The following is a 26,204-nucleotide window of genomic DNA, read 5'->3' on the forward strand; positions in this document are numbered from 1 at the left end:
CGCTGTAATACTTTAAGATTGCTGCATAATTCCTTTAATCGATTCCGATCTAAGGAGTTATGCAGCAGCAATCGGGGGCAGCTTAGCCGCCGGAGAACTCCGGCGGCAAGATCACATCGCGCACTCGGCCACAGGCATTGCGGATCCGCAAGCACGCACGGGAAATCGCTGGCGTGAGAGCGTTTCCATCCTAAACGGAGTCGTGGAAAAGCTCAGTGGCCGGCATCCGCCGCGCCCTCGGACAGCATGCCGAAGACGTAAGGGGAAAACGACCGCCAGCATTCGACGCGGAACGTGTCCTCGGCGATGCGCGAAAGCACGATCTCCACCTTGCCGAGGATCGTGCGCGAGCAGGCGCCGACCGGAAAGATCGGCAGCGACAGATCCTGCGGGCAGCCGCTGTTGATGGCCACTTCTGCACCAGGGCCGCTGACGATGACGGCAACGTTGCGATGAGACACGTCGACGGCCGAGTGCAGCGTGCCGCTCGAGGCAGCCGCGGCCATCAGGTCGCCTTCGCCCTCGTCGATCAGCAGCCACTCGTCAGGCCCGAGCCAGAGCGCATGGCGCTTGCCGCTCAAAGCCGAGGTCTTCGGCCGCGTCGGCAAGGTGACGCCGAGGGCCGCCGAAAGACCCGGCAGCGCATCGGCGCCGGCCCTCAGCGAAAGGCGCGACGCGGCAGGTGCCGGCGTCAGGACCACCTCGGCGAAACCGCCGCGGGTCGTAAGAGCGGCGTTGCGGGTTGCAATTGCCAGATCAGCCATGGAGGCGACCCCCTTCCTTGTCAAAGAACACCATGTCGCTCACCTCAACGGCGATCGTCCTGTCGGCCATCGGCACGTAAAGCGTCTGGCCAAGGCGCGCGCGTCCACCGGCAACGACGGCCAATGCGATCGAGCGGCCGCAGTTTTCCGACCAGTAGGACGACGTCACGTGGCCGAGCATCGTCATCGGCTTCGGCTGGTTCGGATCGGCGACGATCTGTGCGCCCTCCTCCAGCACCACCTTCGGGTCCTTGGTCAGCAGCCCGACGAGCTGTTTGCGACCGTCCTTGACCAGGTCCGGGCGCTTGAGGCCGCGAATGCCGACGAAATCGGCCTTCTTCTTCGAGACCGCCCAGGAGAGGGCGGCATCGTCGGGGGTCAATGTCCCGTCGGTATCCTGGCCGACGATGATGTAACCCTTCTCGGCGCGCAGCACGTGCATGGTCTCGGTGCCGTAGGCGCAGGCGCCCATCGGTTCGGCCCGCTCCCAGATCGCTTCCCAGATCGCCTGGCCGTAGTCGGCAGGCACGTTGACTTCGAAGCCGAGTTCGCCGGTGAACGACATGCGGAAGAGCCGCGTCGGCACGCCGCAGATCTTGCCCTCGGCCACGCTCATATGCGGGAAGGCCTCGTTGGAAAGATCGATGCCTTCGACGAGCGGGGCAATGATCTCGCGCGCCTTCGGACCCTGCACCGCAATGACGGCCCATTGTTCCGTCGTCGAGGTCAGCCAGACCTTCAAGTGCGGGAACTCGGTCTGCAGGTAATCTTCCATGTGGTTCATGACGCGCGGCGCACCGCCGGTCGTGGTCGTCACATGGAAGCGATCCTCGGCAAGCCTGCCCACCACGCCGTCGTCATAGACGAAGCCGTCGTCGCGCAGCATGATGCCGTAGCGGCAGCGGCCGGGCTTCAGCGTGTCCCAGGCATTGGTGTACATCAGGTTGAGAAACGCGGCCGCATCCGGGCCGACCACCTCGATCTTGCCGAGCGTCGAGGCGTCGAACAGGCCGGCAACCTCGCGCACGGTCTTGCATTCGCGCCCGACCGCCTCATGCATGCCCTCGCCCGCCTTCGGATAGAACCAGGCACGTTTCCAGTTGCCGACATCCTCGAACTCGGCGCCGTGCGCCTCTTCCCAGGGGTGGATCGGCGTCTTTCGGGCGGGATCGAAGAGGCTCCCGCGCGAGTGGTTGACGATCGCGCCGAAGGTCACCGGCGTGTAGGGCTGGCGGAAGGTCGTCAGACCCACCTGCGGGATGTCCTTGCCGAGCGTTTCGGCGGCAATGGCAAGGCCATGCATGTTGGACAGCTTGCCCTGGTCGGACGCCATGCCATTGGTGGTGAAGCGCTTGATGTGCTCGATCGAATGCATGCCTTCGCGCACCGCAAGCCGGATATCCTTGGCGCAGACATCGTGCTGGAAGTCGATGAAGGCCTTGACGGTGGTGTCCGGCCCCGCCCCTTCGGCAGCGCCGATCATGCCGCCGGTCCAACTGAACGCATTTTCGCCGTGGAGCGTCACCTGGGCGCCGCCCTCGGCCCCTGCAGCACGTGCGGTCAGTTCGCCGGCAGCCAGTGCCTCGTCGATCGTTGCCTGCAGGTCGTCGGTGCCGTTGCAGGCGCCGATCGACAGGCAATCCTGCAGATAGGTGCCGGGCAGGAAGCGCTGCGTCGCCGCATCGAATTTCACCTTGCCGCGCGACTGCGAGAACAGGTGCACCGACGGCGTCCAGCCGGACGACACCAGCAGCGCGTCGACTGCGATCTTGCGCGCCGATCCGCCGCCGTTGCGGGCAACGCTGATCGAGGAGACGCGCAGCTTGCCGCCGGCATTGACGACGGAGTGTCCCGTCAGCACCTCGATGCCGAGGTGGCGGGCTTCCGCCAGCACCGCTTCGCCCGGATTGTCGCGGCAATCGACGATGGCCGGAACGGCAACGCCGGCCCGCTTGAGATCGAAGGCGGCCTCATAGGCGGAATCGTGTGCCGTGTAGACGCCGACCTTGGAGCCGACGGCCACGCCGTAATGGTTGAGGTAGGTACGGCCGGCCGAGGCGAGCATGATGCCCGGACGGTCGTTGTTGGCGAACACCATGTGGCGCTCGATCGAGCCGTTGGCGAGGATGACCTTTTTTGCCCGCACCTGCCAGAGGCGCTCGCGCGGCAGCGCCTTGTCGAGGGCCGGCAGATGGTCCGTCACTCTTTCGACGAGGCCGACGAAGTTGTGGTTGTAGTAGCCGAAGCCGGTGGTGCGCGTGAGCACCGTGACGTTGTCCATCGCGGCCAGCGTCCTGGCCGCCGCCTGGGCCCAGTCCCAGCCTTCCTTGCCGTCGATCGTCGTGCCGCGTTCATAGCGCAGCGCACCGCCGACTTCCGGCTGCTCGTCGCAGAGGATCACCTTGGCGCCGGCCTTGGCGGCGGCAAGCGCTGCGGAGAGGCCGGCAGCACCGGCACCGATCACCAGCACGTCGCAGTGGGCATAGCGGCTGGCATAATGATCCGGGTCGGCTTCCGTCGGCGCGACACCGAGACCAGCCGCACGGCGGATGAACGGCTCATAGATCGCATGCCAGGCCGCCTTCGGCCACATGAAGGTCTTGTAATAGAAGCCGGCGGCAAAGAACGGCGACAACAGGTCGTTGAAGCCGCCGACGTCGAAGGCGAGCGACGGCCAGCGGTTCTGCGATTCCACCTTCATGCCGTCGAAGACTTCCTGCACCGTGGCGCGCACGTTCGGCTGGCGACGGGCAGCGTCACGTGACACGTCGAGCAGCGCGTTCGGTTCTTCGGCGCCGGCCGACAGGATGCCGCGCGGACGATGATACTTGAACGAACGGCCGACCAAGTGAATGCCATTGGCAAGCAATGCCGAGGCGACAGTGTCGCCTTCCAGTGCCGTCAGCGTGCGTCCGTCGAAGGTGAAGCGGGCGGTACGCGCCGGCGTCAGACGGCCGGCACCTGCAATACGATTGGCGCCGCTCATCGTGCCGCTCCCTTGTCCTGCTCGCCCTTTAGAATGGCGGCAACATCGGGCTTTGGCTCGCCCGCCTTGTAGGTGGTGTAGAACCGGTCGCTCACCGTATCGCGCGCGGCGTTGAAGAACCGACCGCAGCCATGGATATGGCGCCAGCGTTCGAAGATCAGGCCCTTGGGGTTCTGGCGGAGGAAGAAGAACTCCTCGAACTCCTCGTCGCTGATTTCGGCAATGTTGGCCGGCCGGACGATATGGGCGTCACCGGCATTGCGGAACTCGAGCTCGGAGCGCTCTTCCTCGCAATAGGGGCAATAGATCAGAAGCATCTCGAAATCCTTGGCAATCAGTGCGCAACGGCGGCGGCGGCCGCCTCGTCGATCAGTCGGCCGGTGCGGAAGCGGTCGAGCGTCAGCCCGGCGGCCAGCCGATGCGGTTCGCCCCTCGCGATGAGGTGCGCAAAGAGGTTGGCCGAGCCCGGCGTCGCCTTGAAGCCGCCCGTACCCCAGCCGGCGTTCAGGAACAGGCCTGGAACCGGCGTGATGCCCTGGATCGGCGAGCGGTCCTGCGTCACGTCGACGATACCGCCCCACTGCCGCATCATCTTGACGCGGCGGAACATCGGGAAGAGCTCGCAGATCGCATCCAGCGTATGGGTGATGATCTGCAGGCCGCCCGTCTGGGAGTAGGAATTGTACTGGTCGGTGCCGGCGCCGATGACGAACTCGCCCTTGTCGGATTGCGAGATATAGGCATGCACGGAGTTCGACATGACGACGCAGGGGAAGATCGGCTTCAGCGGCTCGGACACCAGCGCCTGCAGCGGCTGGCTCTGCAGCGGCACGCGCACGCCGGCCATTTCCATCAGCACCGACGAATGTCCGGCAGCGGAGACGCCGATCTTCTTGGCGCCGATGAAACCGCGACTGGTATCGACGCCGGTCACCCGGCCGTTCTCATCACGGCGGATGCCGGTCACTTCGCAATTCTGGATAATGTGCACGCCGCGATCGGACGCGCCGCGGGCATAGCCCCAGGCAACGGCGTCGTGTCGGGCCGTGCCGCCGCGCCGCTGCAACGCCGCGCCGTTGATCGGGTAGCGGGCATTCTTGGCGATGTCGAGCGGCGGGCAATAGGCCTTAGCCTGTTCCGGCGTCAGCCATTCATTGTCGATGCCATAGAGACGGTTGGCATTGATATGGCGCTTGAACGACTGCTGGTCATGGATGTTGTGCGACAGCATCATGACGCCGCGCGGCGAATACATGACGTTATAGTTCAGATCCTGCGACAGGTTCTCCCAGAGCTTCAGCGAATGCTCGTAGATGTCCATGCTCTCTTCATAGAGATAGTTGGACCGAATGATCGTGGTGTTGCGGCCGGTGTTGCCGCCGCCGATCCAGCCCTTCTCGAGCACCGCGACATTGGTGATGCCATGCTCCTTGGCAAGGTAGTAGGCAGCGCCCAGGCCATGGCCGCCGCCGCCGATGATGATCACATCATAGTCCTTGCGGGGCTCGGGCGAGGCCCACTGCGGGCCCCATCCCTTGTGGCCGCGCAAAGCCTCGCGCGCCACGGCAAAAACTGAATATTTGCGCATCCGCCTGTTACTCCATGAACCCCGGTGATCATTCTCGTTGGCGTTAGAAATCGCAAATCCGGCGCCCGCGCAACGTTTCTTTTGCGACGCAAACGGGCGGACTTGCGCGGAGTTGCGACATCGCGACATCACACCATCTGCGACGCGATGATACACATGCCGGGCCACCATTGCGGTTTTTTCCGCACAGCCTCATGTCCTTGCTGGACTTTCCGTGAGCGATCTGGTATCCGCACCTTCAATCGTCGAGCTTTCGGCTCAGCGAACGTAGCTTTTTTTTGCCTCCGACACCTGACGTGAGGCAACAACTCGAAACAACCAAAGGAACGGGATTCACGTGCAGGTACTTGTCCGCGATAACAATGTTGATCAGGCGCTCCGCGCTCTCAAGAAGAAGATGCAGCGCGAAGGCATTTTCCGCGAAATGAAGATGCGTGATTTCTACGAAAAGCCGTCCCAGAAGCGCGCCCGCGAAAAGGCTGAAGCCGTTCGCCGCGTTCGCAAGCTGGCGCGCAAGCGTGCACAGCGCGAAGGCCTCGTGGCCCGTTAATTTGTCGATTTTTCGACGCTTTTCGATCTAAGTCGTGGCGGGGGCGAAATATCGCCGCCGCCTTTCTTTTGGTATGGACATCTTTTCCGTCGTCGGGCTAGCGTGACAGTCGCAGCCGGCAACGGTGGCCGGTCGCGGCGTTTGACGCCGAACGGTTTGCCGCAGGCCCTGGTAGCCTCGGCTGTGGGGCCCCGCGAATTTCGCCGGCCTCCTTGAACGGGAAGCCGATGGCTTTCGGACCTAGTCGCATTGAGGGATCGACCTTTGACACTTGCTGCCATGACTGCGGACGTCGCCGGTTTCACCACCCAAGAGGCGCGCCGCCGCCACCAGCGCAAGCCGAAGCTTGCCGCCTTGTTCCTCCTCGGATCGGCTCTGCTTCTGGCGGGATGCCAGACCGACGGACCTGAATCGATGGCCAAGGTCGAGCGCGAACAGGGCTCGCAGGGAAATATCGCATCGCTGTCGAGCGTGATCGCCTCCAACCCGAGCGACCCGGAGGGTTATAACGTCCGTGGCTCCGCCTATGGCCGTGCCGGCGAATACCGCCGCGCCATCGCCGATTTCGACCAGGCGATCCAGCTCAACCCGCGCTTCTACCAGGCCTTTGCCAACCGTGCGCTCGTTCACCGCAATATGGGCAATACCCAGGCCGCACTTGCCGACTACAACATGGCGCTGCAGTTGAACGCCAACTATGACGTCGCCTATATCGGCCGCGGCAATCTCTACCGCCAGGCCGGCCAGCTCGATTCCGCCTTCAACGACTTCAACAAGGCGATCCAGCTCGACACCACCGACCCGCGCGCCTACCACAATCGCGGCCTGATCTACCAGGCGCGCAACCAGCACGGCCAGGCGATCGAAGACTTCTCGACGGCGATCTCGCTGTCGCCGAGCTCGCCGGAGCCCTACAACGGTCGCGGCATTTCCTACGTCGCCCAGGGCGATGACGACAATGCATTCTCCGACTTCAATACCGCCATCACGCTCGACGGCAAGGTTGCCGAATCCTGGGCGAACCAGGCGCTGGTCTATGAGCGCAAGGGCGATAAGGCCAAGGCCTCGAAGTCCTACTCGCACGCCCTGCAGCTCGACCCGAAATACGAGCCGGCGCGCGCAGGCCTCGCCCGCGTGAAAGCCTCGTAAGAAGCAACGGCTCCTCTCTTGTTTCAACGCCCGCGACCACGTCGCGGGCGTTTTCGCTTGTCCGTCAGGCCATTGCAGCGCCGAGCGTCCAGTATGACGCGCAAAGGACGCTGCAACGCTTTAAACCTGCTGCATAATTTTCTGCGAGCCTCGCCATTGGCGGCGGCGCCAAGGTGATCGGCGGCGGCACCAATAAGGCCTTCATGCTGCAGCCGGTCAATGTGCAGGTGCAGGAGGGGCTGAACATAGCGATTGGCATCGACGAACTGACGCTCGCCCCCGCAAGCTGATGAGGCGAGCTGATGAAATGTCGGCGAGATGATCCTCGCCGGCAGTTCGACGCGTCAAACGAAAACTCCCGCCATAGGGCGGGAGTTTTCTATTCCAGCATCGCTTGCAGCCGCTTAGTGGTTCAGCGCCTTGACGATGTCTTCCGTCACCTTCTTGGCGTCGCCGAGCAGCATCATGGTGCCGTCCTTGTAGAACAGCGTGTTGTCGATGCCGGCGTAGCCGGAGCCGAGCGAGCGCTTGACGAACAGGCAGGTCTTGGCCTTGTCGACGTCGAGGATCGGCATGCCGTAGATCGGCGACGACGTGTCGTCGCGCGCGGCCGGGTTGGTGACGTCGTTGGCGCCGATGACATAGGCGACATCCGCCTGGGCGAACGCCGAGTTGATGTCTTCAAGCTCGAACACCTCGTCATAGGGCACGTTCGCTTCAGCGAGCAGCACGTTCATGTGACCAGGCATACGGCCGGCAACCGGATGGATCGCGTATTTCACGTCGACGCCCGCCGCCTTCAGCTGGTCGCCGAGTTCGCGCAATGAATGCTGCGCCTGGGCAACGGCCATGCCGTAGCCCGGAACGATGATCACCTTGGAGGCATTTGACATCAGGAACGCCGCATCGTCGGCTGCCCCCTGCTTGACGGTGCGCTGGACGCCGTCGTCGACGGCGGCTGCCGCCGCTTCGCCGCCGAAGCCGCCGAGGATGACCGAGATGAACGACCGGTTCATGCCCTTGCACATGATGTAGGACAGGATCGCACCGGACGAGCCGACGAGCGCGCCGGTGACGATCAGCGCCAGGTTGCCGAGCGTGAAGCCGATACCGGCCGCGGCCCAACCCGAATAGGAGTTGAGCATCGACACGACCACCGGCATGTCGGCGCCGCCGATCGGGATGATGATCAACACGCCAAGCGCCAGCGACAGCGCGACGATCAGCCAGAACACGGTCGTGCTCTGGGTGAAGACCAGCATGATCACCAGGACGACGAGCGCGATCGCAAGGCCAGCGTTGACGAAGTGACGCCCGGTCAACAGGATCGGCTTGCCGGACATGCGTCCGTCGAGCTTGAGGAAGGCGATGACCGAACCGGTAAAGGTGATCGCGCCGATGGCGACGCCGAGCGACATTTCGACCAGAGCCTGGGCGTGGATGTCGCCTACGGCGCCGATGCCGAAGCTTTCGGGCGTATACATCGCCGCGGCGGCGACCATGACTGCCGCCAAACCGACGAGCGAGTGGAAGGCGGCGACAAGCTGCGGCATCGACGTCATGGCGATGCGCCGGGCGATCACCGCGCCGGCACCGCCGCCGATGGCAAGGCCGAGCACGATCAGCAGGAAGCCGCCGAAGGTGGGCTTTGCCAGAAGCAGCGTGGTGACGATGGCGATGCCCATGCCGACCATGCCGTAGGTGTTGCCCTTGCGGCTGGTGGCCGGGTGCGACAGGCCGCGGAGTGCCGTGATGAAGAGCACGCCCGAGACGAGATAGAGGAAGGCTGCGAAGTTAGCGTTCATCGGCCGGCCTCACTTGTCTTTTTTCTTGTACATGGCGAGCATGCGCTGGGTGACCAGAAAGCCGCCAAAGATGTTGACCGAGGCGAGCACGAGCGCGATGAAACCGAAACTGGTCGCAAGCCCCGAGGCCGAGATCCCGACGGCGAGCAGTGCACCGACGACGATGACCGAGGAGATCGCGTTGGTGACCGCCATCAACGGCGTGTGCAAGGCCGGCGTCACCGACCAGACGACGTAGTAGCCGACGAAGATCGACAGGACGAAGATCGCCAGTCGGAAGACGAACGGGTCGATCGCACCGCCGGTGGCGCCATGTGCGAGCGCGCCGGCTGCTTCAGCGGTATCGGGAAGGTTCAACGCTGCCTGCTGGACGGCCGCAACCGCCTTATCGAGCGCATCGAGCGCTTTTTCCAATGCTTCGTTCGCCATCAAAGATCCCCCTTCTTCTTCGGCTCGAAATTCGGGTTGACGATGGCGCCGCCATGGGTGAGCGCCGTCGCCTTGACGAGCTCGTCTTCCATGTTGAGCGCCAGCGCCTTCGTTTCCTTCGAGACCATGGTCTCGAGGAAGGTCACGAGGTTCTTGGCGTAGAGGCCGGACGCCGATGCGGCGATCCGACCGGGCACGTTGAGGTGGCCGATGACCTTGACGCCTTCGACATCGGCAACCTTGCCGGCTTTAGCGCCCTCGACGTTACCGCCGCGCTCGACAGCAAGGTCGACCGCGACCGAACCGGGCTTCATGCTTTTAAGCATGTCGCGCGTGACGAGACGCGGCGCCGGGCGGCCCGGGATCAGCGCCGTGGTGATGACGATGTCCTGCTTGGCGATGTGTTCGGCGACGAGTGCCGCCTGTTTCGCCTGATACTCCTTGGACATTTCCTTGGCGTAGCCACCGGCGGTTTCGGCCGCCTTGAATTCCTCGTCCTCCACAGCGATGAACTTGGCGCCGAGCGAGGCCACCTGCTCCTTGGCGGCGGGACGAACATCGGTCGCCGAAACCACGGCGCCGAGACGGCGGGCGGTGGCGATCGCCTGAAGGCCGGCAACGCCGGCACCCATGACAAAGATCTTGGCGGCCGGAACCGTGCCTGCGGCCGTCATCATCATCGGCAGCGCCCGGTCGTATTCGCAGGCGGCATCGATAACCGCCTGGTAGCCGGCAAGGTTTGCCTGGCTCGACAGCACGTCCATCGACTGCGCGCGGGTGATGCGCGGCATCAGCTCCATCGCAAAGGCGCTGAGGCCGGCCTTGGCCATGTCGGCAACCGCATCCTCGTTGCCGTAGGGATCCATGATGGCGATGACGATGGCGCCGGATTTGTAGCCGGCAATTTCGGCACTGTTCGGCCGGCGCACCTTGAGGACGACATCGGCCGTCTTCGCATCGGCGATCGCGCCGATCCTGGCGCCGGCCTTCTCGTATTCCGCATCCGGAACGCGCGACAGAAACCCGGCGCCGGTCTCGACGACGACGTCGAAGCCGAGCCCTTTGAGTTTCTTCACGCTATCCGGTGATGCCGCAACGCGACCCTCATTCGGATCCGTTTCCTTGGCGATAAAGACAATTTCGCTCACAAGTCCCCTCCCTGGCCGCAATCGAGCCAAGGCTGGAATGCGGGCATCCTGTCCGACTGCAAAGCGGCCGCTCATGCGAGCAGGCGCCCTCCCATGTGCAAAGCACACATTCCCCTGGAGACAGGCTCGGCCTGTCCTCCACTCCCCCTCACGCGGTGAGGATAAAGCGCCGCGCGTTCTCCAACGAACGCATCGAGGCGCTGCGAACTTTCAAGAGCCGAAACACTGATATCGACGCTCCCGGTCGATGTCATGCGGCTCCAATCCGGACCTCAAGTCCGGCAGTCAAGGGCAAACCTCCACCCGGCCTGTCCCTGGCTAGACGTGTCACTGCATGTTGCCTTAAATCGTATCCGATTTAGGGATAAAAACATGCAGCATTTCAGAGTGCCACAGCGACCTTGGCGCGTCTGATAAGACGCGCGGCGCTGTAGTAATGCCGATTAGCGAAGGAAGAAGAAACCGGCGACGTTGAGAAGGATGAACAGCACCAGCGAGCTGAAGAAGCCCATTGTGGTGAAGAAGCCGGCTGCCATGGCGATCAGCAGAGCCACGCAGAACAGCGTGCCGTACTTCGTTGCACTGAGGAAGAAATCGTAGGTCTTCTCGTGTTCCGCATAATCCATCGGAGCGCCCATCTCGACCGGTCCAGAATGATGCTCAGCCATCGTCCAATTCTCCCAGAATGCTGCGGCGCGACCATTGGCCTTCGCCGCCCTTCAACCTTGATCCAAGAATGGCCTTGGCGGAAAACCGCGCAGAAGCCCTTTAGCTGCCCATACACAATGCCGGGCCCGGGCGCAACGAAAACCCGCCGCCGCGCCCGGCCACCTGGGGCGATATGCCGCGTGCGTCTCTAGCGGAACACGGATGTGCGATAGGAACGGCCGGAACCGTTCTGCGCGATACGCGCTGTCGGCAGAATCGTCAGTGGCGCGAACGGCACTTCCTGGCGGTCCGCGAACATCAGGCGACGCTCGAACGATTCGGAATCGAAGATCGGGTAACGGTCGAGGATCGAAGGCCGCTGCCCCCTAACCTGCGCAACCAATAGCGCTCCGTCGGCATTGTAGACGCCGAGGTTCTCGCGCTTGGCGACAACGGTCTCGGAAGCAAAGATGCGCTTGTAGAACGCCGCGTGCCGCGGCCGGCAGGCGGTCAGGCACCGGTCGGCGGTGAAATACTCACACGCCATCGCCACCGGGCGCAGCGTCAGGTAGGGAAGTGCCCGCATCTCGTCGCCGGTGACATCCGGATCGACCGCCAGCCGGCCGGGATCGACCAGCACCATGCCCGCGTCGAGAAAGACATCGATCTCGGGCGCAAAGATCAGCCCTGACGTGCTGGCCCTGTGCTCCGGTGTGACATGATGAACGCGCACCGTGCTGACCAGGTTCTCGTCGAGATAGATGCCGAAGACATAGGCGTGACTGTCGAAGTCGAGATCGTCGATCAGGGTCGAGCCGGTCAACTCCATCAGGTTGACGGCCTTGTAGGCCTTGTAGCGAAGCCGGGCGATGTCCTCCATGTCCTCGCCCGTCTCGACCCGCCGATATTCGACGCGATCCAGAAGAAGCATCAGCTTCTCAGAAAAACTCCCAGGCTCCGCCCGGTGAAGACCTTCACCCATTTCCTGACCCTCATGGTTAACAGATCGTTAACCTATTGACGGTCAGTCCGGCAGCAACAACAAAATGGCACAACTCGCCTTTAACTTATTGTTAACCTTAATACTTCGTTAATTTTTGTGGTTAACAGGGCGTTAACGCGCAACAAGGCAGCGCGAACCATGCGGCGGTACAAAGACTGACGTGGAGGAGACGATCGCGGAGTAAAAAACGAAGCGGCGCAGCCCAAGTGTCAGGCGATGCGCTTGCTCGTCGGCGTGGTGACCGGTTTCTGGACACCATTCTTGCAGAATGCCTCGATGGCGGACGCCGGCATGGGGGCCGCGAACACGAAACCCTGTATCAGGTCGGCGCAGTGGTAGTCGTTGATCAGCTGCAGCTGGTCCGCCGTCTCCACACCCTCGACGACGATCTTCAGGCCCAGAGCACGACCGAGGTTGGCCGTGCCGCGCAGCAGCTTGAAGCGTCGCGAATCCTCGCGAATGTTGCGCACGAAAGAGCGATCGATCTTGATGATGTTGACCGGCAACGCGTCGAGGTAGCTGAGGCTGGAATAGCCCGTACCGAAATCATCTATGGCTATTGTGATGCCGCTGTCGCGCAGCTCGGCAAGGATGGCCTGCACCTTGACCGGCTCATCCATCAGGCAGCTTTCCGTGACCTCGAGATGCAGACGAGAAGCATCAAGCCCGGTCGCCTGCAGTATGTCGGCCACCACGGTGACGATATCGTTGCTGCGCAGGTCGAGCACCGACAGATTGACCGAAACGGAAACGTGGCCAGGCCAGCTCATGCAATCCTCGCACGCCTGCTCCAGCACGAAGCGGGTGATCTCGGTGACGAGGCCCAACTCCTCGGCAAGCTGGATGAAGACGTTCGGCGGCACCGGCCCGCGCTCGGGATGCGTCCAGCGCGCCAAAGCTTCGCAGCATTCAAGACGCGCGCCGTTCGGTGTGAACATCGGCTGGTAGGAAAGCGTCAGCGCGCCAGCGTTGATCGCATCGCGCAGATCGCTCTTCAGCTTCTGGCGGTCGAGATAGCGCGCGTCCATCTCGTCTTCGAACACAGTGCAACCGCCCTTGTTGCGCGCCTTGGCCTCCGACAGCGCAAGATCGGCCTTGATCTGCAGCTCTTCCAGCCGGAAGGCGCTGCTCGGCACGAGAACGACGCCGGCGCTCATGGTCATGTTGAAGGTGAAACCGCTCGCCACATAGGCGCCGCGCAATCCGGCGTGGACCGCGCGCATCTGCTCTTCGAGATCGGGCAGGTGCAACCTGTTGGGAAAGAAGACGACGAACTCGTCGCCCATCAGGCGGGCGGCGATCGCCGTATTGCCGACCAATGTCTTCAGCCGCCCGGCAATCGCCTGCAGCAGCCGATCGCCGACGATGTGGCCGCGCATGTCGTTGACATGCTTGAACTCGGCGACGTCGAGCACCATCAGGCCGACCTCGACGTCCTCCTTGCCCTCGAGCGCCACGGCGCTGTGGGCAAGTTCGGCGAAATAGTCGCGGCTCGGCAAGCCGGTCAGCGTGTCGAAGCGCACCATTTGAAGAATCTGCCTGTCGGCCTGAACACGCGCCGTCACGTCCTCGAAAATCAGCACGACCTCGCCGTTTTCATGCCGACCGGCGGAAAACTCGAGAAACAGATCATCGGTCACCGGGACCAGAACCTGGGTCTTCTTGCCCTTGATCAGGAGGTCGAGCTGCCGGGAGATCGCACGCGTCTCTTCGACGCTGAGCGACATGCGCCTGACGCCGCGACGCACGACATCGTCCAGCAGCCGATCCCGAAGGTCAGCCTTGTCGCCGAGCATCAGCAACTCGCAGGCGCGCTCGTTGGCAACGACGATCCGATTGTCGCGGTCGAGCATCAAAAGCCCGTGCGTCATGTTGTTGAGCGCCGCATCGAATTGGCCGGCAATCGTTGCTATCTCTCGGGCCGCCAGCACGTTCTCATAGAGAAAGGCGCGCACATTGTTGGCCATCATCCAGGTCGAGAAGATGAAAGGCAGGATCAGAACCGCCAGGACGAGCATGAATCCATCCTGCAGCGTGATCAGCCCGATCACGATCGGCAGGCAGGCGGACGAAGACAGAAGCAGCACCGCCCGTTCGGAGCCGTAGTTTCGCCCGACCAGCGAGATCATCGACGCGAGCGTGACGGAGATACAGGCGAGTTCCGAGAAGGAATCTCGGCTGACGGCGATCGCATAGCCGCAGGCAATCCCGCAGGTGAGCGTCACGCCGACGCCGCCGAGAATGTAGCGGTTCTCCCATTTTCGAACGGTGGCCCGGTCGGCATTGGAGAAATCCTGGCGATCAAAGCGCGCCATGTCCAGATTGCGCAGCACCCAGAACACGACGATGGCTGCGGTGCAGATGAGATAGAGCGGATCGGAAGTCTTGAGATAGACGAGCGCGAAAGTCACGACATGCGAGAGCATGCCGATCAGCAGAGTCCTGCGATGTTCGTAGAGCGAGCTCACAGACGACAGATAGACATCCGTCGGGAGAGCGCCCCGTTCATTGCGCGTCATGAACCCATAGCTCCGGTTTTCCGGATTTTTAGAGGCGATGATTTAACGAAAGATTTCGGGAAAACACCGCCTCGAAGCCTTGTATTGCAACATTTAAACGGTGCCCAGCGGGAGCTTTTCCGAAACTCAACCTAATATTGCGAAACCAACGAACAGAAGATGCTTTCCACAACCATGCATAGACAAAACCACGTTTACTTTCTGACATCGTATTTAAGGCGATTCTGCTTAGCAAACATCATATCCACCGATTCACTCGGGATGTGGTTACCCAAACCTAAAGAAAAGCCACTAATTCCTGCCACGCACATGCGAACCTTACCCTGGACGGCGTCAGCTTCACATCAGTGAGCTTCCCAGTTGACTTTCAGCCGCATCTGGCGGCAAGGCTTTGCAAAGCGAGATACGGAGCCTGATGATGTCGAAACCTGTCGTTGCCATCCCCTGCGATTTCCGCGAATTCGACGGCAATGTCTGGCATGTCGTTGCCAATCAATATGTTCGCGCCGCCGTCGAAGGCGCCGGCGTCATGCCCTTCCTCATTCCAGCGCTCGAGACCGGCAACGATATCGACGAAATTCTCGATCGTGTCGACGGCGTGCTGGCAAGCGGCGCCCGCTCCAATGTTCATCCCTCGCTCTACGGCCGCGAGGCCAAGGACACCGACGGCCCCTTTGATCCAGGCCGCGATGCCACCAGCCTGCCTTTGATCCGGCGCGCGCTCGAGCGCGGCGTTCCGCTATTTGCCATCTGCCGCGGCATCCAGGAGCTCAACGTTGCGCTTGGCGGCACGCTGGCAAGCGAAATTCAGGAACAGCCGGGCGTCTGGGATCACCGCAAGCCCGACGTTTCCGAGCTGGATGTCGCCTACGGCATCCGCCAGGACGTGATTGTTAGGGAAGGCAGCTGTCTCGCGCCGGTGCTCGGTGCCGGCCGCGTGCGCGTCAATTCCCTGCATCGGCAGGCAATAGGCGCTGCGGCCCCGCGCCTGGCCATCGAGGCGGTGGCCGACGACGGCACCATCGAAGCCGTCTCGGTGATTGGCGCCAAGGCGTTCGCCGTCGGGGTGCAATGGCATCCGGAATATTGGGTGCGGACGGACGCTCCGTCGGCGAGCCTGTTCAAGGCATTCGGCGATGCCGTGCGCGCCTACGCGGCGCGGCGGATGGCGGCATAGAGCATTTCCAGGAAAAGTGCGAAGCGGTTTTCCGTCAGGAAATGCGTAAAACCAAAGAGATAGAGCTTTTCTGCGACTCCGTCTAAACCGGAAACGCGCTAACCTGCGCGCTGGGTGAACGGCGTTTCCGGCACCGGCGTCAGTGCCTTGCCAGTCGAGAACCAGGCCTTCAGGTTATCGACGACCAGATCCGCCATGGCGTTGCGGGTGACCACCGACGCCGAAGCCACATGCGGCAACAGCGAAACATTCGGCAGCGCCAGTAACGCGTCGGGCACATGCGGTTCGTTGTCGAAAACGTCGAGCCCCGCCCCCGCAATGACGCCATTCTCAAGCGCCGCGACCAGCGCTGCCTCATCGACAGTCGAACCGCGGCCGACATTGATCAGAACGCCGTTGCTTCCGAGTGCCGAAAGCACCCCGGCATTCACCGTCTTTCGTGTCGCCTCCGTTCCCGGAACGATGACAACAAGCGTATCGACGGCGGCGGCAAGCCCTTCGAGCGTCGGATAGTAGGCATAGGTCAGGCCATCGCGTGGGCTGCGGGTGTGATAGGCGACCGAAACGCCGAAGGCTTCGAGCCGCTTGGCAATCGCAAGCCCGATGCGCCCGAGACCATAAAGCCCGACCGTGCGGCCACGCAGCGACAGGGGCGACAGTGCAAAGGCGCCGTCCCGCGCCCAGCGACCCTGGCGCAGCCATTGCTCTGCCTGCGGTAGCTGCCGCAGCGTATTGATCAGCAGACCGACGGCGGTGTCGGCGACCTCTTCTGTCAGAACGTCGGGGGTATTGGTGACGACGATACCCTTGGAGGCGGCATGCTTCACATCGACGCCGTCATAGCCGACACCGAAATTGGCAATGATTTCGAGACCGGGCAGCGCATCCATCAGGCCGGCGGGAACGCGACCGGAGACGGCAATGCCCCTGACGTCGACCATGTCAGCGGTCACCAGGTCAGGGTCCGCACGTTCCAGCCGCACGATTTCAAACGTGTCGGGCAGCCGCTGCAGCACTCGTTCGTTGATTTTTCCGGGCACGAGGATGCGGGGAAGGCTCGAGGACATGGGTACTCCTGGTATTACTGCATAATTCCTTAAATCGGATCCGATTTAGGGATAGTCCTTTGCGCGTCATATTTAACGCGCGGCGCGGTAAAGCGCGTCGCGATCTCCAGGATTCGCTTGCCGCACTTCAAGTTCTTGTTTTTGTGCATGTCGCCTTCGCAAAAACCGCTGCACACTTTTGCGCGACATGCATTAGGGATTTCTTCAGGCGGTGACGCGCAGCGGGCCGGTCGACTGACGGATGCGCATTTCCGGCTTGATCAGGTGGATGCCGTCGGGCTCGTGGCTGCCGGAAAGCCTGTCGAGAAGCGCGCGCGCCGCACTGCGGCCGACATCGGCCTGGCCGTTCCAGACGGTGGTCAATGCCGGCGTCGCGATCGACGCCTCTTCCAGGTCGTCATAGCCGGTGACGGAGATATCGACGCCGGGAACAAGGCCGGCGCGCGCGATGCCGTTCATCATGCCGATCGCCACCAGGTCGTTCCAGCAGACGACCGCGGTCGGCTTCTGCGGCAGCGACAGCAGATGCACCGCCGCCTCGAAGCCGCCCTGCTTGGAGCGGGGCCCAGGAATGCGCAACTCTGGATCAACCTCGATGTTGGCCTTGCGCAGCGCGTTGACATAACCCTGATAGCGGTCGCGACCGGTCGAGGTCTGGTCGGTGCCGCCGACCATGGCGATACAGCGGTGGCCAAGGCCGATCAGATGGTTGGTCGCCAGCGAGATGCCATAGGCGTCGTCGCCACGGAAGATCGGCACGTCCAGCCCCTCGATCGATCGGGCGATCAGGATCGCCGGCATGCCGTTGTCCTCGGCAAGCTGGATATCCTCCGGCGGAGTGCCGATGGCCGGGGACATGATGACGCCGTCGCCGCCGAGTTGCAGCAGCGTCTCGATGAAGTCACGCTGCTTGTCGACCGAGTCGTAATGGTTGGAGAGGATGAAGGTCTGCTTGTCGCGATCGAGCTCCGCTTCGATCGCCTTCAGGATTTCCCCGTAGAACGGGTTCATGATGTCGTGCACGACGACGCCGATGATGCCGGAGCGCGACGTCCTGAGGCTGGCAGCGCGGCGGTTGTAGATATAGCCGAGTGTGCGGGCCTGTTCCTTGATCTTGTCGCGTGTGAGGGTCGCCACCAATGGGCTGTCACGCAATGCCAGGGATACCGTTGCCGTCGAAAGACCGAGTGTTTCCGCGATCGTCGAAAGCTTGACCTTTTGCGCCACGATGCCCCCTGTTTAAGCCTAGTTGCCTATCCTCAAATTTAAATCCCTATTTAAACTGTTTAAATCGCCGCCGCAATATGCCGCGAAACAAGCCTCAGTCGGCTGCGCGCGCTGCCTGCAGATTGCTATCGACAGCCCGCAAAAGCTTCATCAGCGTGCGTACCTGCTTGTCCGTCAGCCCGCGTGTCGCCAGATTTTCCGAATGCTGTCCGGCCTCCGCGATCGTCTGCAGCCGGTTGCGCCCAGGCTCGGTGAGATAGACCTTGGTCAGCCGCGCATCGTCATCATCAGGACGACGTTCGAGGAAACCCTGCGCTTCCATGCGGCCGATCGTGCGCGTCATCGTCGGCGCCTTGACGCCAAGCTTGGCTGCAAGCCCGCCTGCCGTCAGCCCGTCCGTTTCGGCGAGCGCCAGCATCACGCCGTCCTGGCCGGCATAAAGCCCGCTTTCGAGCAGGTTGCGCGACAAGACCGTGCGCATGGAGCGTGCCGCCTGGACAAGGATCGAGGCGAGATCGTGCTGTTCGGCGAGAAGCTCGTCCTTCTTCTTGCCGTTCTTGCCTTTCTTTTCGGCCTTGTTCTTCTTGCCCATTGGACCTCCTGCCGAATCCCGTCTTAGACATTTATAGCAATACAGCTTGCGATTACGAACTGTATGACTCAAATAACATTTTTACGACGATTGACGTGAAGGATCGAAGAGAAATGTCGATGCCCCAGGCCCGATGGCAGGACAATCCGACCGACCTTCCGCGACAAGCCCGGCGCGACTGGATCGCCGTGCTGCCGCTCGGCGCTCATGAGCAGCATGGCCCGCACTTGCCCTTCGACACGGACACGCTGATTGCTGCGGGCATCGTCGCGCGCAGCATCCCTGTTCTGCCGGCCACCCTGCCCGCCACCTTCCTGCCCGTAGAGCCCGTCGGCTATTCGATCGAGCACATGGATGTCGCCGGCAGCCGGTCGCTCGCCTACGACGAGGCTGTCCGCCGTTGGCTCGGCATCGCCGAAAACCTGCACGGTCTAGGCATCCGCAAGTTCGTGATGCTGAACGCCCATGGCGGCAACTCGCCGTTGATGACGATCGTTGCGACCGAGGCACGGGTGCGTTTCGGCATGCTGGCGGTTGCGACCAGTTGGACCCGCTTCGGCCAGCCGGACGGCTGGATCACGCCCGAGGACAAGGCGATCGACATTCACGGCGGCGATATCGAGACGTCGGTGATGCTGGCGCTCCATCCGGAAAAGGTCGAGATGGCGAAGGCCCGTGCCTTCCCCTCGCGCCAGAGCGACTATGCCGGACGCTTCAGGCATTTGCGCGCCTATGGCCCGCATGCCTTCGGCTGGAAGATGTCCGACCTCAACCGCGAGGGTGTTGCCGGCAATGCTTCAGCGGCCACCGCCGCGCGCGGCGAGCAACTGCTGTCCCACGCGGTCAAGGGCGTGATCGAGCTTTTGACCGATGTCGCCGGCTTCGACATGGCCGAACTTACCTGAAGAATTGGGTGGGCTGTGCCGGCAAACACTTTGTTTGTGCTTTTGCGCTATCAGCATGAGCAGCAGCAAACGACGACAGGCGGCGCTAAGCCGGAAACCCATGGCGAAGATCATCGCGCTCGGCGCCTATTTCTATCAGGCCCTGATCGCCTTCGGCCTGTTGATCATCGTCGCCCATTGGCTGGCCCCGGCCGACTATGCCGGCTATTCGCTCTTCATCTCGCTCAGCCAGTTCGGCGCGATCGCCGCCTTCGAATGGGTGCGTTTCTCCTGCATGCGGTTCTACCCCGGCCCGTCGGCGGAAAGCGAAGCGGCGGAGCGGCGAACGATCGTTGCGGAGGCAGCGGCCTGCGCGCTTTTCTGCCTTCTGGCTGCGACTGTGTCGCTCGCCTTCGGCGTCTCGCCGCCGGTGGCGCTCGTCGGCGGCCTCGTTGCCGTCGCGCAAGGCGGCAGCGACCTGCACCTGACCATGCTGCGCTTCCGTCAGGATTTTCGCGCCTTCTCGGTGCTGCAAGGCTCCCGCGCCACCATCCTGGCGGCGGGAACATTGCTCGGTGCGGTCGTGTCGCCAACGTTCCTGTCGACGGTCACCGGCCTGCTTGGCGGTTATGCCCTCTACGCGCTGCTCGCAGCGCTGCTGTCGCGCAGAGCAGGGCCGCGGCCTTCGGCATCGCTCGAGATGGCGCGCGTGCGAAAGCATCTGGTCTATGGCAGCGTTTCCGCGGGTGCGGCCACCGCCTCGATGTTCGCGCCGCTCGCGCTCAAGGCGATCGTCACCTCGGTCCTTGGGCCCGGCGGTGCGGCCGGTGCGCTGCTCGCACTCGATCTGTTGCAGCGCCCCTTCGTCCTCATCGTCTCCGCCCTGCAGGCGATCCAGTATCCCGAGATCGTCGCCGCGCACGACAAGGGCGGCGAAACGCCGGTGCTTCGCCGCCAGCTCGGACAGTATTACGCCCTGCTGACCAGCTTCGCGCTGATGATGGCGGCCGGCATCTTCGCGGTGCTGGTGCCGGCGACATGGCTGGTGATCAGCCCGAGCCTGCAGGCCGGATTCCTTGCGACCGCCCCCTTCGTCATCATCCTCTCGCTTGCGCGCGTGCTGACGCAGATCATGCTGCCGACACCGCTGCACCTGAAGCAGCGCCTTACCTCGATCTTCGCGCTCGCCGCCATCGACTGCGCGCTTCTCAATCTTCTTGCCCTTGCCAGCGGCTTCCTGCTGGCGCTGACCGACGCCGTCATGATGGCCGGTGGCGCGCTCGGCGCCATATTCGCATCGTTGATCGGCCTGCGCCTGATGGCGACCTTGGCCTTCGATTTCACCTGGCCGCCGGTCCTCTTCGCCGCCGCGGGCCTGGCGGTAACCATCGTCGCCTTCGTCCTGTCGTACCAGTCCGCTTATGTCGCCACAGCAGCCGGCATCCTTATTGGTGGGGCCTGCTGCCTCTTGGCGCTCGATCGCCTGCGGCTTGGCATGCGCGCGTGACCTCAGGCACGATAAGGAAAACTGAACCTCTTTCCGCTTATATCTGAGCCAACGTAGAGGCGAAGAACACCATGAAGATCATTGTCGGAATAGCCACGGCGGGCCGCCGCGAGGTGCTGTCCGAAACGCTGCAGCACCTGACCCGGCAGGATCGCAAACCGGACGCCATCCTCGTGTGCCCGTCTTCGCCGGACGACGTGGATGAAACATTCGCCGAAACACTATCTGTTCCGGTGACGATCGTCGCGGGTGAGCGCGGGCTGACCAAACAGCGAAACGCCATTCTGTCGTCGATCGACGCCGGCGACCTGCTCGTCTTTTTTGACGACGACTTTCTGCCGCAAGTCGCCTTCCTGGCAAACGCAGAGACGCTTTTCCTCAAGGAACGGGATATCGCGGTTGCAACGGGGCTGGTGCTGGCGGATGGCATTCATGGTCCCGGCATCCCGGTCAAGGAAGGGCTGGAAATCCTCGATCGCGATCGGACGACAGGCAGCCTGGCCACGCTCGAACCTGTTTACAACGCCTATGGCTGCAACATGGTATTCCGATTGTCGGCAATTGAAGCCGACGACACCCGGTTCGACGAACGACTGCCGCTCTACGGCTGGCAGGAGGATGTCGATTTCTGCCGCCGTCTCGCGCGTTACGGTCGCATCGTTCGAAGCGGCGAATTGCGTGGCGTGCACCTCGGCAGCAAGCGCGGCCGCACCTCTGGCCTGCGTTTCGGATATTCCCAGGTGGCCAACCCGCTCTACCTCTTCCGCAAGGGCAGTGTCAGCTTGAGGTGGACCATCCGTCTCATGGGCAGCAATGTCGCAGCAAACACGATCGGCAGCCTGGGACGTCAAGGGCTTGTCGATCGACGCGGCCGGCTCAAAGGAAACCTCATTGCCTTCGCCGATCTCCTGCGCGGCAGGATCGACCCCCTGCGCATGCTCGAACTCTGACTGGGCATTCAGCTCCGACCAGGCAAGCTGGTCAGCCCCGTCCTGCCGCCAGCAGGTTAAGCAGAACGACCGCACTTGCGTTCCATGAGAACCGCTCGGCATTCTCGTGCCCGGTGCGCACAAGCTGCCGCCGAAGGGCAACATCGGCGGATATGTGCCGCATGACCTCGATCAGAGTTTCCGCCTTCGTCGGATCGAAATAGAGAGCCGCCTCGCCGCAGGCCTCCCTGACCGGCGGGATGTCGGCAGCAAGTACCGGACACCCTTGCGTCATCGCCTCGAGCGGCGGGATACCGAACCCTTCGTAGAGGCTCGGGAACAAGAAGGCCGTGGCGTGGCGCTGCAGCCCGGCGATCTCCGCGTCGGTGAGGCGCCCGGGAAAAATCAGGTTGCCGCGCGACGTCGGAGCGATGTCGCGAAAGACGCTCGGATCCGTGCCGCCAACGACGACGAGCTTGCTGCCGGTTGCGCCCAGGGCCTCGAAGGCACGCACCGCGAATTCGACGTTCTTGTTGGGCTTCAAGGTGCCGACGAGAAGGAAGAAGGGCGTATCGGCAAGGCCAAGCTTCGCAACGATTTCCCGATCCGGCTGCAGGCCCGAAAAATGGTCGGTGGCATTGTAGATCACGTCGATGCCCGTGGCCGGGACGCGAAAAATGTCTGCCAGCTCGCCACGAGAAAAGTACGAAACGGTGCCGATCTTCGCGCGCCGCGTCAGGATGTAGCCGAGCGCGCCATGGAACAGACGGTAGCCGCGACCGAAGGAGGCCGGATGACGAAAGAGCGTGACGTCATGGATCACCACCACCTGGTCGGAATGCAGCACCGGTCCGCTGCCGCCAAGGCCGATCAGCGTGTCACGACGCGCTCGCCAATAGAGTGGCCCCTGCTCCCAGAGATGGCCCGGTCCCGAACCGAAGCGCTCGATCGATATCGCCGATAGCTGAAGATCATCCGGTGTCGACGCCGGAGCCAGCAACCGCCAGCGCACATCCTTCAACGCTGCCGGCACATCGCCTGCGGCAATGCGGGCATCGAGCGCGCGGGTGATTTCGCGCGCAAAACGCTGCACGCCGGTGAGCGGTTGGGTCAGAAACCGGCCGTTGATGGAAATCGTCTTCACGCACGCACCCTTGTCGATAGGACGCGAACTCTCCCTGATTTTGATGAAAGGAGCGTTATCGCTGCCCGGCTGCCCCGTCTTGGTGGCGGCAAAGGCGCGGCCAAAATGGGCTTCGCCATTTGCGCATCGCCGCCGCATCTCCTATATGAAGCGCGACATGGATGCCCGCTTCCCGCATCCCGAGATACCAGAGGTTCCCATGACCGAAACATCCCCGCAGAAGCCGATTCCCGTCACCGTGCTCACCGGATATCTCGGCGCCGGCAAGACGACGCTGTTGAACCGCATCCTCAGCGAGAACCACGGGCGCAAATACGCCGTCATCGTCAACGAATTCGGCGAGATCGGCATCGACAACGACCTGATCGTGGAATCCGACGAGGAAATCTACGAAATGAACAACGGCTGCGTCTGCTGCACCGTGCGCGGCGACCTGATCCGCGTGGTGGAGGGCCTGATGCGCCGCCCCGGCCGCTTCGATGCGATCATCGTTGAAACCACTGGCCTTGCCGACCCGGTCCCGGTCGCCCAGACCTTCTTCATGGACGATGACGTGCGCGCCAAGACCGAGCTTGACGCCGTTGTCGCGCTGGTCGATGCCAAGCACCTGCCGCTCAGGCTGAAGGACAGCCGCGAGGCGGAAGACCAGATCGCCTTCGCCGACGTCGTGCTCCTGAACAAGACCGACCTTGTCAGCCCGGAAGAACTCGACCGGATCGAGGCGACGGTTCGGGTGATCAACCCGTCGGCCCGCATCTACAAGACGCAACGCTCCGACATCGACCTCACCAAGGTTCTCGACCAGGGCGCGTTCAACCTTGAGAAGGCGCTGGAAAACGACCCGCATTTCCTTGAGCAGGACGATCATGAACACGATCACACCTGCGGTCCGGATTGCGGCCACGATCATCACCACGATCATGACCACCATGATCACGATCATCACCACCATGACCACGCCCCGTCGCCGATCCATGACGTGACGGTGCAGTCGATCTCACTGCGCGGCGGCGAGATGAACCCTGATCGCTTCTTCCCCTGGATCCAGAAGATCACCCAGACGGACGGCCCGAACATCCTGCGGCTGAAGGGCATCATCGCCTTTGCCGGCGATGCCGAGCGCTATGTCGTGCAGGGCGTGCACATGATCATCGAGGGCGACCACCAGCGCGCCTGGAAGGAAGGCGAGAAGCGCGAAAGCCGCCTGGTCTTCATCGGCCGCGACCTCGACCGCGAAAAGCTGGAGCGCACGTTCAAGGCCTGCGAAGCTTAAAGCCTGATACTGGAAGCCGTGATCCGGCTCCAAGATCAAATAAGTGGAGCATGATGTCGGCCGAAAACCGCTTACACTTTTCGACATCGTGCTCTACTGCATAATTCCCTACATCGGATCCGATGTAGGGATAAAATTATGCAGCGAGTTTAAAGCGTTACAGAGCCCTTTGCGTGTCATATTCGACGCGCGGCGCTGTAAGGCCTGCCGAACCAGGGGACCATAACAATCTGATGCCGACAGTCGCTCCGCTTGATCTTGAAGGCCACGTCGTTGGTGTAGCCTTTCTCAAGGGCATACCTTTCTTCGCCGAAGCCACCGGCGCCATCCACCGTCTCGACCATGGCCACAAGACGACGGAAGTCCATGAGGGCCTGCTGTCTCTGGTTGTCGACGAGGCGAACGACACGCTGCTGACCGGCGGCGAGGACGGCAAGGTGATGCGTACGGCCGCCGACGGCACGGCGACGCTGGTTGCCGAAGCGCCGCGCAAGTGGATCGCCCAGGTCGCCGCCGGACCGCAGGGAGCCGTCGGCTATGCCTATGGCAAGACCACGCATGTGCGGCTGGCCGACGGCACGACGAAGGAATTTACCGAAGAGCGCACGGTCGAGGGCGTCGCCTTTGCACCGAAGGGCCTGCGCGTTGCAGCGGCCCGCTACAACGGCGTGTCGATGCACTGGGTCGCGACCGCGGGCCAACCGATCGATCTCGACTGGAAGGGTGCCCATACCGGCGTCACCTTCTCCCCCGACGGCCGCTTCCTCGTGACCACGATGCAGGAAAATGCCCTGCACGGCTGGAAGCTCGATGCCAAGCCCGGCGCCGAGGCGCGCCACATGCGCATGACCGGATATCCCGCCAAGGTGAAGTCGCTCTCGTGGTCCGCCAAGGGCAAGTGGCTTGCCTCCTCAGGCGCGCCGGCCGCCATCGTCTGGCCCTTCCAGGGCAAGGACGGACCGATGGGCAAGGCGCCGCTGGAACTCGGCACCCGCGCCGACACCATGGTCACCTCCGTTTCCTGCCATCCGGCCGAGGACATCGTCGCGATCGGCTACCAGGACGGCATGATCCTGGCCGCCCGTTTCGCCGACAGCAAGGAAGTGCTGCTGCGTCGCCCCGGCAAGGGCGCGGTCACCGCCATGGCCTGGAGCAAGGACGGGCGCCAGCTCGCCTTCGGTTCGGCCGAGGGCGACTGCGGCGTCGTCGATATCGCAGGATAAAGTCTGCTCCATGCCGCACCGCCTATGCCGCACGCTGGCATCTGCCCCCTCACCCTAACCCTCTCCCCGCAAGCGGGGCGAGGGGACGTGGCATACGCTTTATCACGGATACCGAACAAATGGCCGGGTGAAACCGCGCCACAAGTTCCTTCTCCCTGTCCTGACGGGGAGAAGGTGGCGGCAGCCGGATGAGGGGCTGCCTCATCACTCACGGGCCCCTACCCCAAACAATCAGATCTTCACAAGCGTCGCCGTCACGTACATGAAGGCCACGCCAGCAGCGAGCAGGTGATGCCACGAAGTCCGAATTGACCGGCACGCCTGATTGCGAACCGTTCGCAACTACACTGATAATGCAAATGCAACTCATTCTCACCTGATGAAGACGCAGGCGGATGCGATGAACGGATTGGTGCATCGGTGGGTATCGTTGCGGGAAAAAGCGCGGCGGCTGCTGCATAATTCCTTAAATCGGAATCGATTTAATGAGAAAATTATGCAGCAGATTTAAGGCGTTACAGCGTCCCTTGCGCGTCACAGTTGACGCGCGGCGCTGTATGTCTCCGAAGCGCTCGGCTTCGGAGACATAGGC

The 26,204-nt window shown here is 62.6% G+C and carries 22 protein-coding genes and 1 pseudogene; 9 read left to right on the forward strand and 14 right to left on the reverse strand.

Annotation, left to right across the window (positions count from 1 at the left end):
- Positions 1–212: 212 nt before the first annotated feature.
- The 4 genes from BC363_RS18795 to BC363_RS18810 are packed head-to-tail and all read right to left on the reverse strand — an operon-like array spanning position 213 to position 5,338.
- On the reverse strand, positions 213–764 hold the full coding sequence (locus BC363_RS18795) for a sarcosine oxidase subunit gamma (protein WP_065781002.1): 552 nt from the start codon (positions 762–764) through the stop codon (positions 213–215).
- Positions 757–3,750 (reverse strand): sarcosine oxidase subunit alpha, encoded by a 2,994-nt coding sequence (locus BC363_RS18800; RefSeq protein ID WP_065781003.1) that lies wholly within the window; start codon positions 3,748–3,750, stop codon positions 757–759. The genes BC363_RS18795 and BC363_RS18800 overlap by 8 nt, the downstream gene beginning before the upstream one ends.
- On the reverse strand, positions 3,747–4,067 hold the full coding sequence (locus BC363_RS18805) for a sarcosine oxidase subunit delta (protein WP_065781004.1): 321 nt from the start codon (positions 4,065–4,067) through the stop codon (positions 3,747–3,749). Before BC363_RS18805 ends, BC363_RS18800 begins: the two co-directional genes overlap by 4 nt.
- Positions 4,068–4,084: 17 nt before the next feature.
- Positions 4,085–5,338: a sarcosine oxidase subunit beta family protein gene (locus BC363_RS18810; protein WP_065781005.1), complete on the reverse strand. Its 1,254-nt coding sequence runs from the start codon at positions 5,336–5,338 to the stop codon at positions 4,085–4,087.
- Positions 5,339–5,675: 337 nt separating this feature from the next.
- On the opposite strand from BC363_RS18810, the gene rpsU reads away from it, so the two are divergent.
- The 3 genes and pseudogenes from rpsU to BC363_RS33630 form a co-directional block, all read left to right on the forward strand.
- Positions 5,676–5,888: a 30S ribosomal protein S21 gene (gene rpsU, locus BC363_RS18815; RefSeq protein ID WP_025424858.1), complete on the forward strand. Its 213-nt coding sequence runs from the start codon at positions 5,676–5,678 to the stop codon at positions 5,886–5,888.
- A 264-nt stretch (positions 5,889–6,152) separates the two neighbouring features.
- On the forward strand, positions 6,153–7,037 hold the full coding sequence (locus BC363_RS18820; RefSeq protein WP_139110252.1) for a tetratricopeptide repeat protein: 885 nt from the start codon (positions 6,153–6,155) through the stop codon (positions 7,035–7,037).
- A 143-nt stretch (positions 7,038–7,180) separates the two neighbouring features.
- Positions 7,181–7,327: pseudogene (locus tag BC363_RS33630) on the forward strand (DUF992 domain-containing protein); the annotation flags it as partial.
- Positions 7,328–7,441: 114 nt separating this feature from the next.
- On the opposite strand, the gene BC363_RS18825 reads toward BC363_RS33630, so the two are convergent.
- The 6 genes from BC363_RS18825 to BC363_RS18850 all read right to left on the reverse strand — a co-directional run bounded on the left by BC363_RS18825 (position 7,442) and on the right by BC363_RS18850 (position 14,589).
- Positions 7,442–8,842 (reverse strand): NAD(P)(+) transhydrogenase (Re/Si-specific) subunit beta, encoded by a 1,401-nt coding sequence (locus tag BC363_RS18825; RefSeq protein ID WP_065781007.1) that lies wholly within the window; start codon positions 8,840–8,842, stop codon positions 7,442–7,444.
- A 9-nt stretch (positions 8,843–8,851) separates the two neighbouring features.
- Positions 8,852–9,271 (reverse strand): proton-translocating transhydrogenase family protein, encoded by a 420-nt coding sequence (locus tag BC363_RS18830; protein WP_065781008.1) that lies wholly within the window; start codon positions 9,269–9,271, stop codon positions 8,852–8,854.
- A complete protein-coding gene (locus tag BC363_RS18835; RefSeq protein WP_065781009.1) occupies positions 9,271–10,419 on the reverse strand; it encodes a Re/Si-specific NAD(P)(+) transhydrogenase subunit alpha in 1,149 nt (382 codons plus the stop codon). The genes BC363_RS18830 and BC363_RS18835 overlap by 1 nt, the downstream gene beginning before the upstream one ends.
- A gap of 443 nt (positions 10,420–10,862) precedes the next feature.
- The gene (locus tag BC363_RS18840) at positions 10,863–11,087 is read right to left on the reverse strand and encodes an aa3-type cytochrome c oxidase subunit IV (RefSeq protein ID WP_065781010.1); all 225 of its coding nucleotides are present in this window, start codon (positions 11,085–11,087) and stop codon (positions 10,863–10,865) included.
- Between the two features lie 188 nt (positions 11,088–11,275).
- Positions 11,276–11,998: a hypothetical protein gene (locus BC363_RS18845; RefSeq protein WP_244519910.1), complete on the reverse strand. Its 723-nt coding sequence runs from the start codon at positions 11,996–11,998 to the stop codon at positions 11,276–11,278.
- Between the two features lie 281 nt (positions 11,999–12,279).
- Positions 12,280–14,589 carry an EAL domain-containing protein gene (locus BC363_RS18850; RefSeq protein WP_065781012.1) on the reverse strand — a complete coding sequence of 770 codons (2,310 nt, stop codon included), beginning with the start codon at positions 14,587–14,589 and terminating at the stop codon, positions 12,280–12,282.
- 418 nt (positions 14,590–15,007) lie between these two features.
- Between BC363_RS18850 and BC363_RS18855 the strand changes: the two genes are divergently transcribed.
- On the forward strand, positions 15,008–15,766 hold the full coding sequence (locus BC363_RS18855; protein WP_065781153.1) for a gamma-glutamyl-gamma-aminobutyrate hydrolase family protein: 759 nt from the start codon (positions 15,008–15,010) through the stop codon (positions 15,764–15,766).
- 98 nt (positions 15,767–15,864) lie between these two features.
- Here BC363_RS18855 and BC363_RS18860 read toward each other — a convergent pair whose 3' ends face one another.
- The 3 genes from BC363_RS18860 to BC363_RS18870 form a co-directional block, all read right to left on the reverse strand.
- Complete coding sequence (locus BC363_RS18860) at positions 15,865–16,833, reverse strand: 2-hydroxyacid dehydrogenase (RefSeq protein WP_065781013.1); 969 nt, start codon at positions 16,831–16,833, stop codon at positions 15,865–15,867.
- Between the two features lie 204 nt (positions 16,834–17,037).
- A complete protein-coding gene (locus tag BC363_RS18865; protein ID WP_065781014.1) occupies positions 17,038–18,060 on the reverse strand; it encodes a LacI family DNA-binding transcriptional regulator in 1,023 nt (340 codons plus the stop codon).
- Positions 18,061–18,154: 94 nt separating this feature from the next.
- On the reverse strand, positions 18,155–18,652 hold the full coding sequence (locus BC363_RS18870; RefSeq protein WP_065781015.1) for a MarR family transcriptional regulator: 498 nt from the start codon (positions 18,650–18,652) through the stop codon (positions 18,155–18,157).
- Between the two features lie 113 nt (positions 18,653–18,765).
- Between BC363_RS18870 and BC363_RS18875 the strand changes: the two genes are divergently transcribed.
- From BC363_RS18875 to BC363_RS18885, 3 genes are all read left to right on the forward strand, one after another.
- The gene (locus BC363_RS18875) at positions 18,766–19,557 is read left to right on the forward strand and encodes a creatininase family protein (RefSeq protein ID WP_065781016.1); all 792 of its coding nucleotides are present in this window, start codon (positions 18,766–18,768) and stop codon (positions 19,555–19,557) included.
- Between the two features lie 100 nt (positions 19,558–19,657).
- Positions 19,658–21,043 carry a hypothetical protein gene (locus tag BC363_RS18880; protein ID WP_065781017.1) on the forward strand — a complete coding sequence of 462 codons (1,386 nt, stop codon included), beginning with the start codon at positions 19,658–19,660 and terminating at the stop codon, positions 21,041–21,043.
- Between the two features lie 71 nt (positions 21,044–21,114).
- Positions 21,115–21,993, forward strand: a complete 879-nt coding sequence (locus tag BC363_RS18885) for a glycosyltransferase (protein WP_065781018.1) — start codon at positions 21,115–21,117, stop codon at positions 21,991–21,993.
- A 31-nt stretch (positions 21,994–22,024) separates the two neighbouring features.
- Here the strand turns inward: BC363_RS18885 and BC363_RS18890 are convergent, their stop codons facing one another.
- Positions 22,025–23,116, reverse strand: a complete 1,092-nt coding sequence (locus tag BC363_RS18890; protein WP_065781154.1) for a glycosyltransferase family 1 protein — start codon at positions 23,114–23,116, stop codon at positions 22,025–22,027.
- Positions 23,117–23,315: 199 nt separating this feature from the next.
- Between BC363_RS18890 and BC363_RS18895 the strand changes: the two genes are divergently transcribed.
- Entirely contained in the window at positions 23,316–24,389 is a 1,074-nt protein-coding gene (locus tag BC363_RS18895; protein WP_065781155.1) for a GTP-binding protein, read from the forward strand.
- 233 nt (positions 24,390–24,622) lie between these two features.
- Positions 24,623–25,612: a WD40 repeat domain-containing protein gene (locus BC363_RS18900; RefSeq protein ID WP_065781019.1), complete on the forward strand. Its 990-nt coding sequence runs from the start codon at positions 24,623–24,625 to the stop codon at positions 25,610–25,612.
- The last annotated feature ends 592 nt before the right edge of the window (positions 25,613–26,204 follow it).

Origin of the sequence: Ensifer sp. LC384, assembly GCF_001695865.1 — a bacterium.
GTDB lineage: Bacteria > Pseudomonadota > Alphaproteobacteria > Rhizobiales > Rhizobiaceae > Ensifer.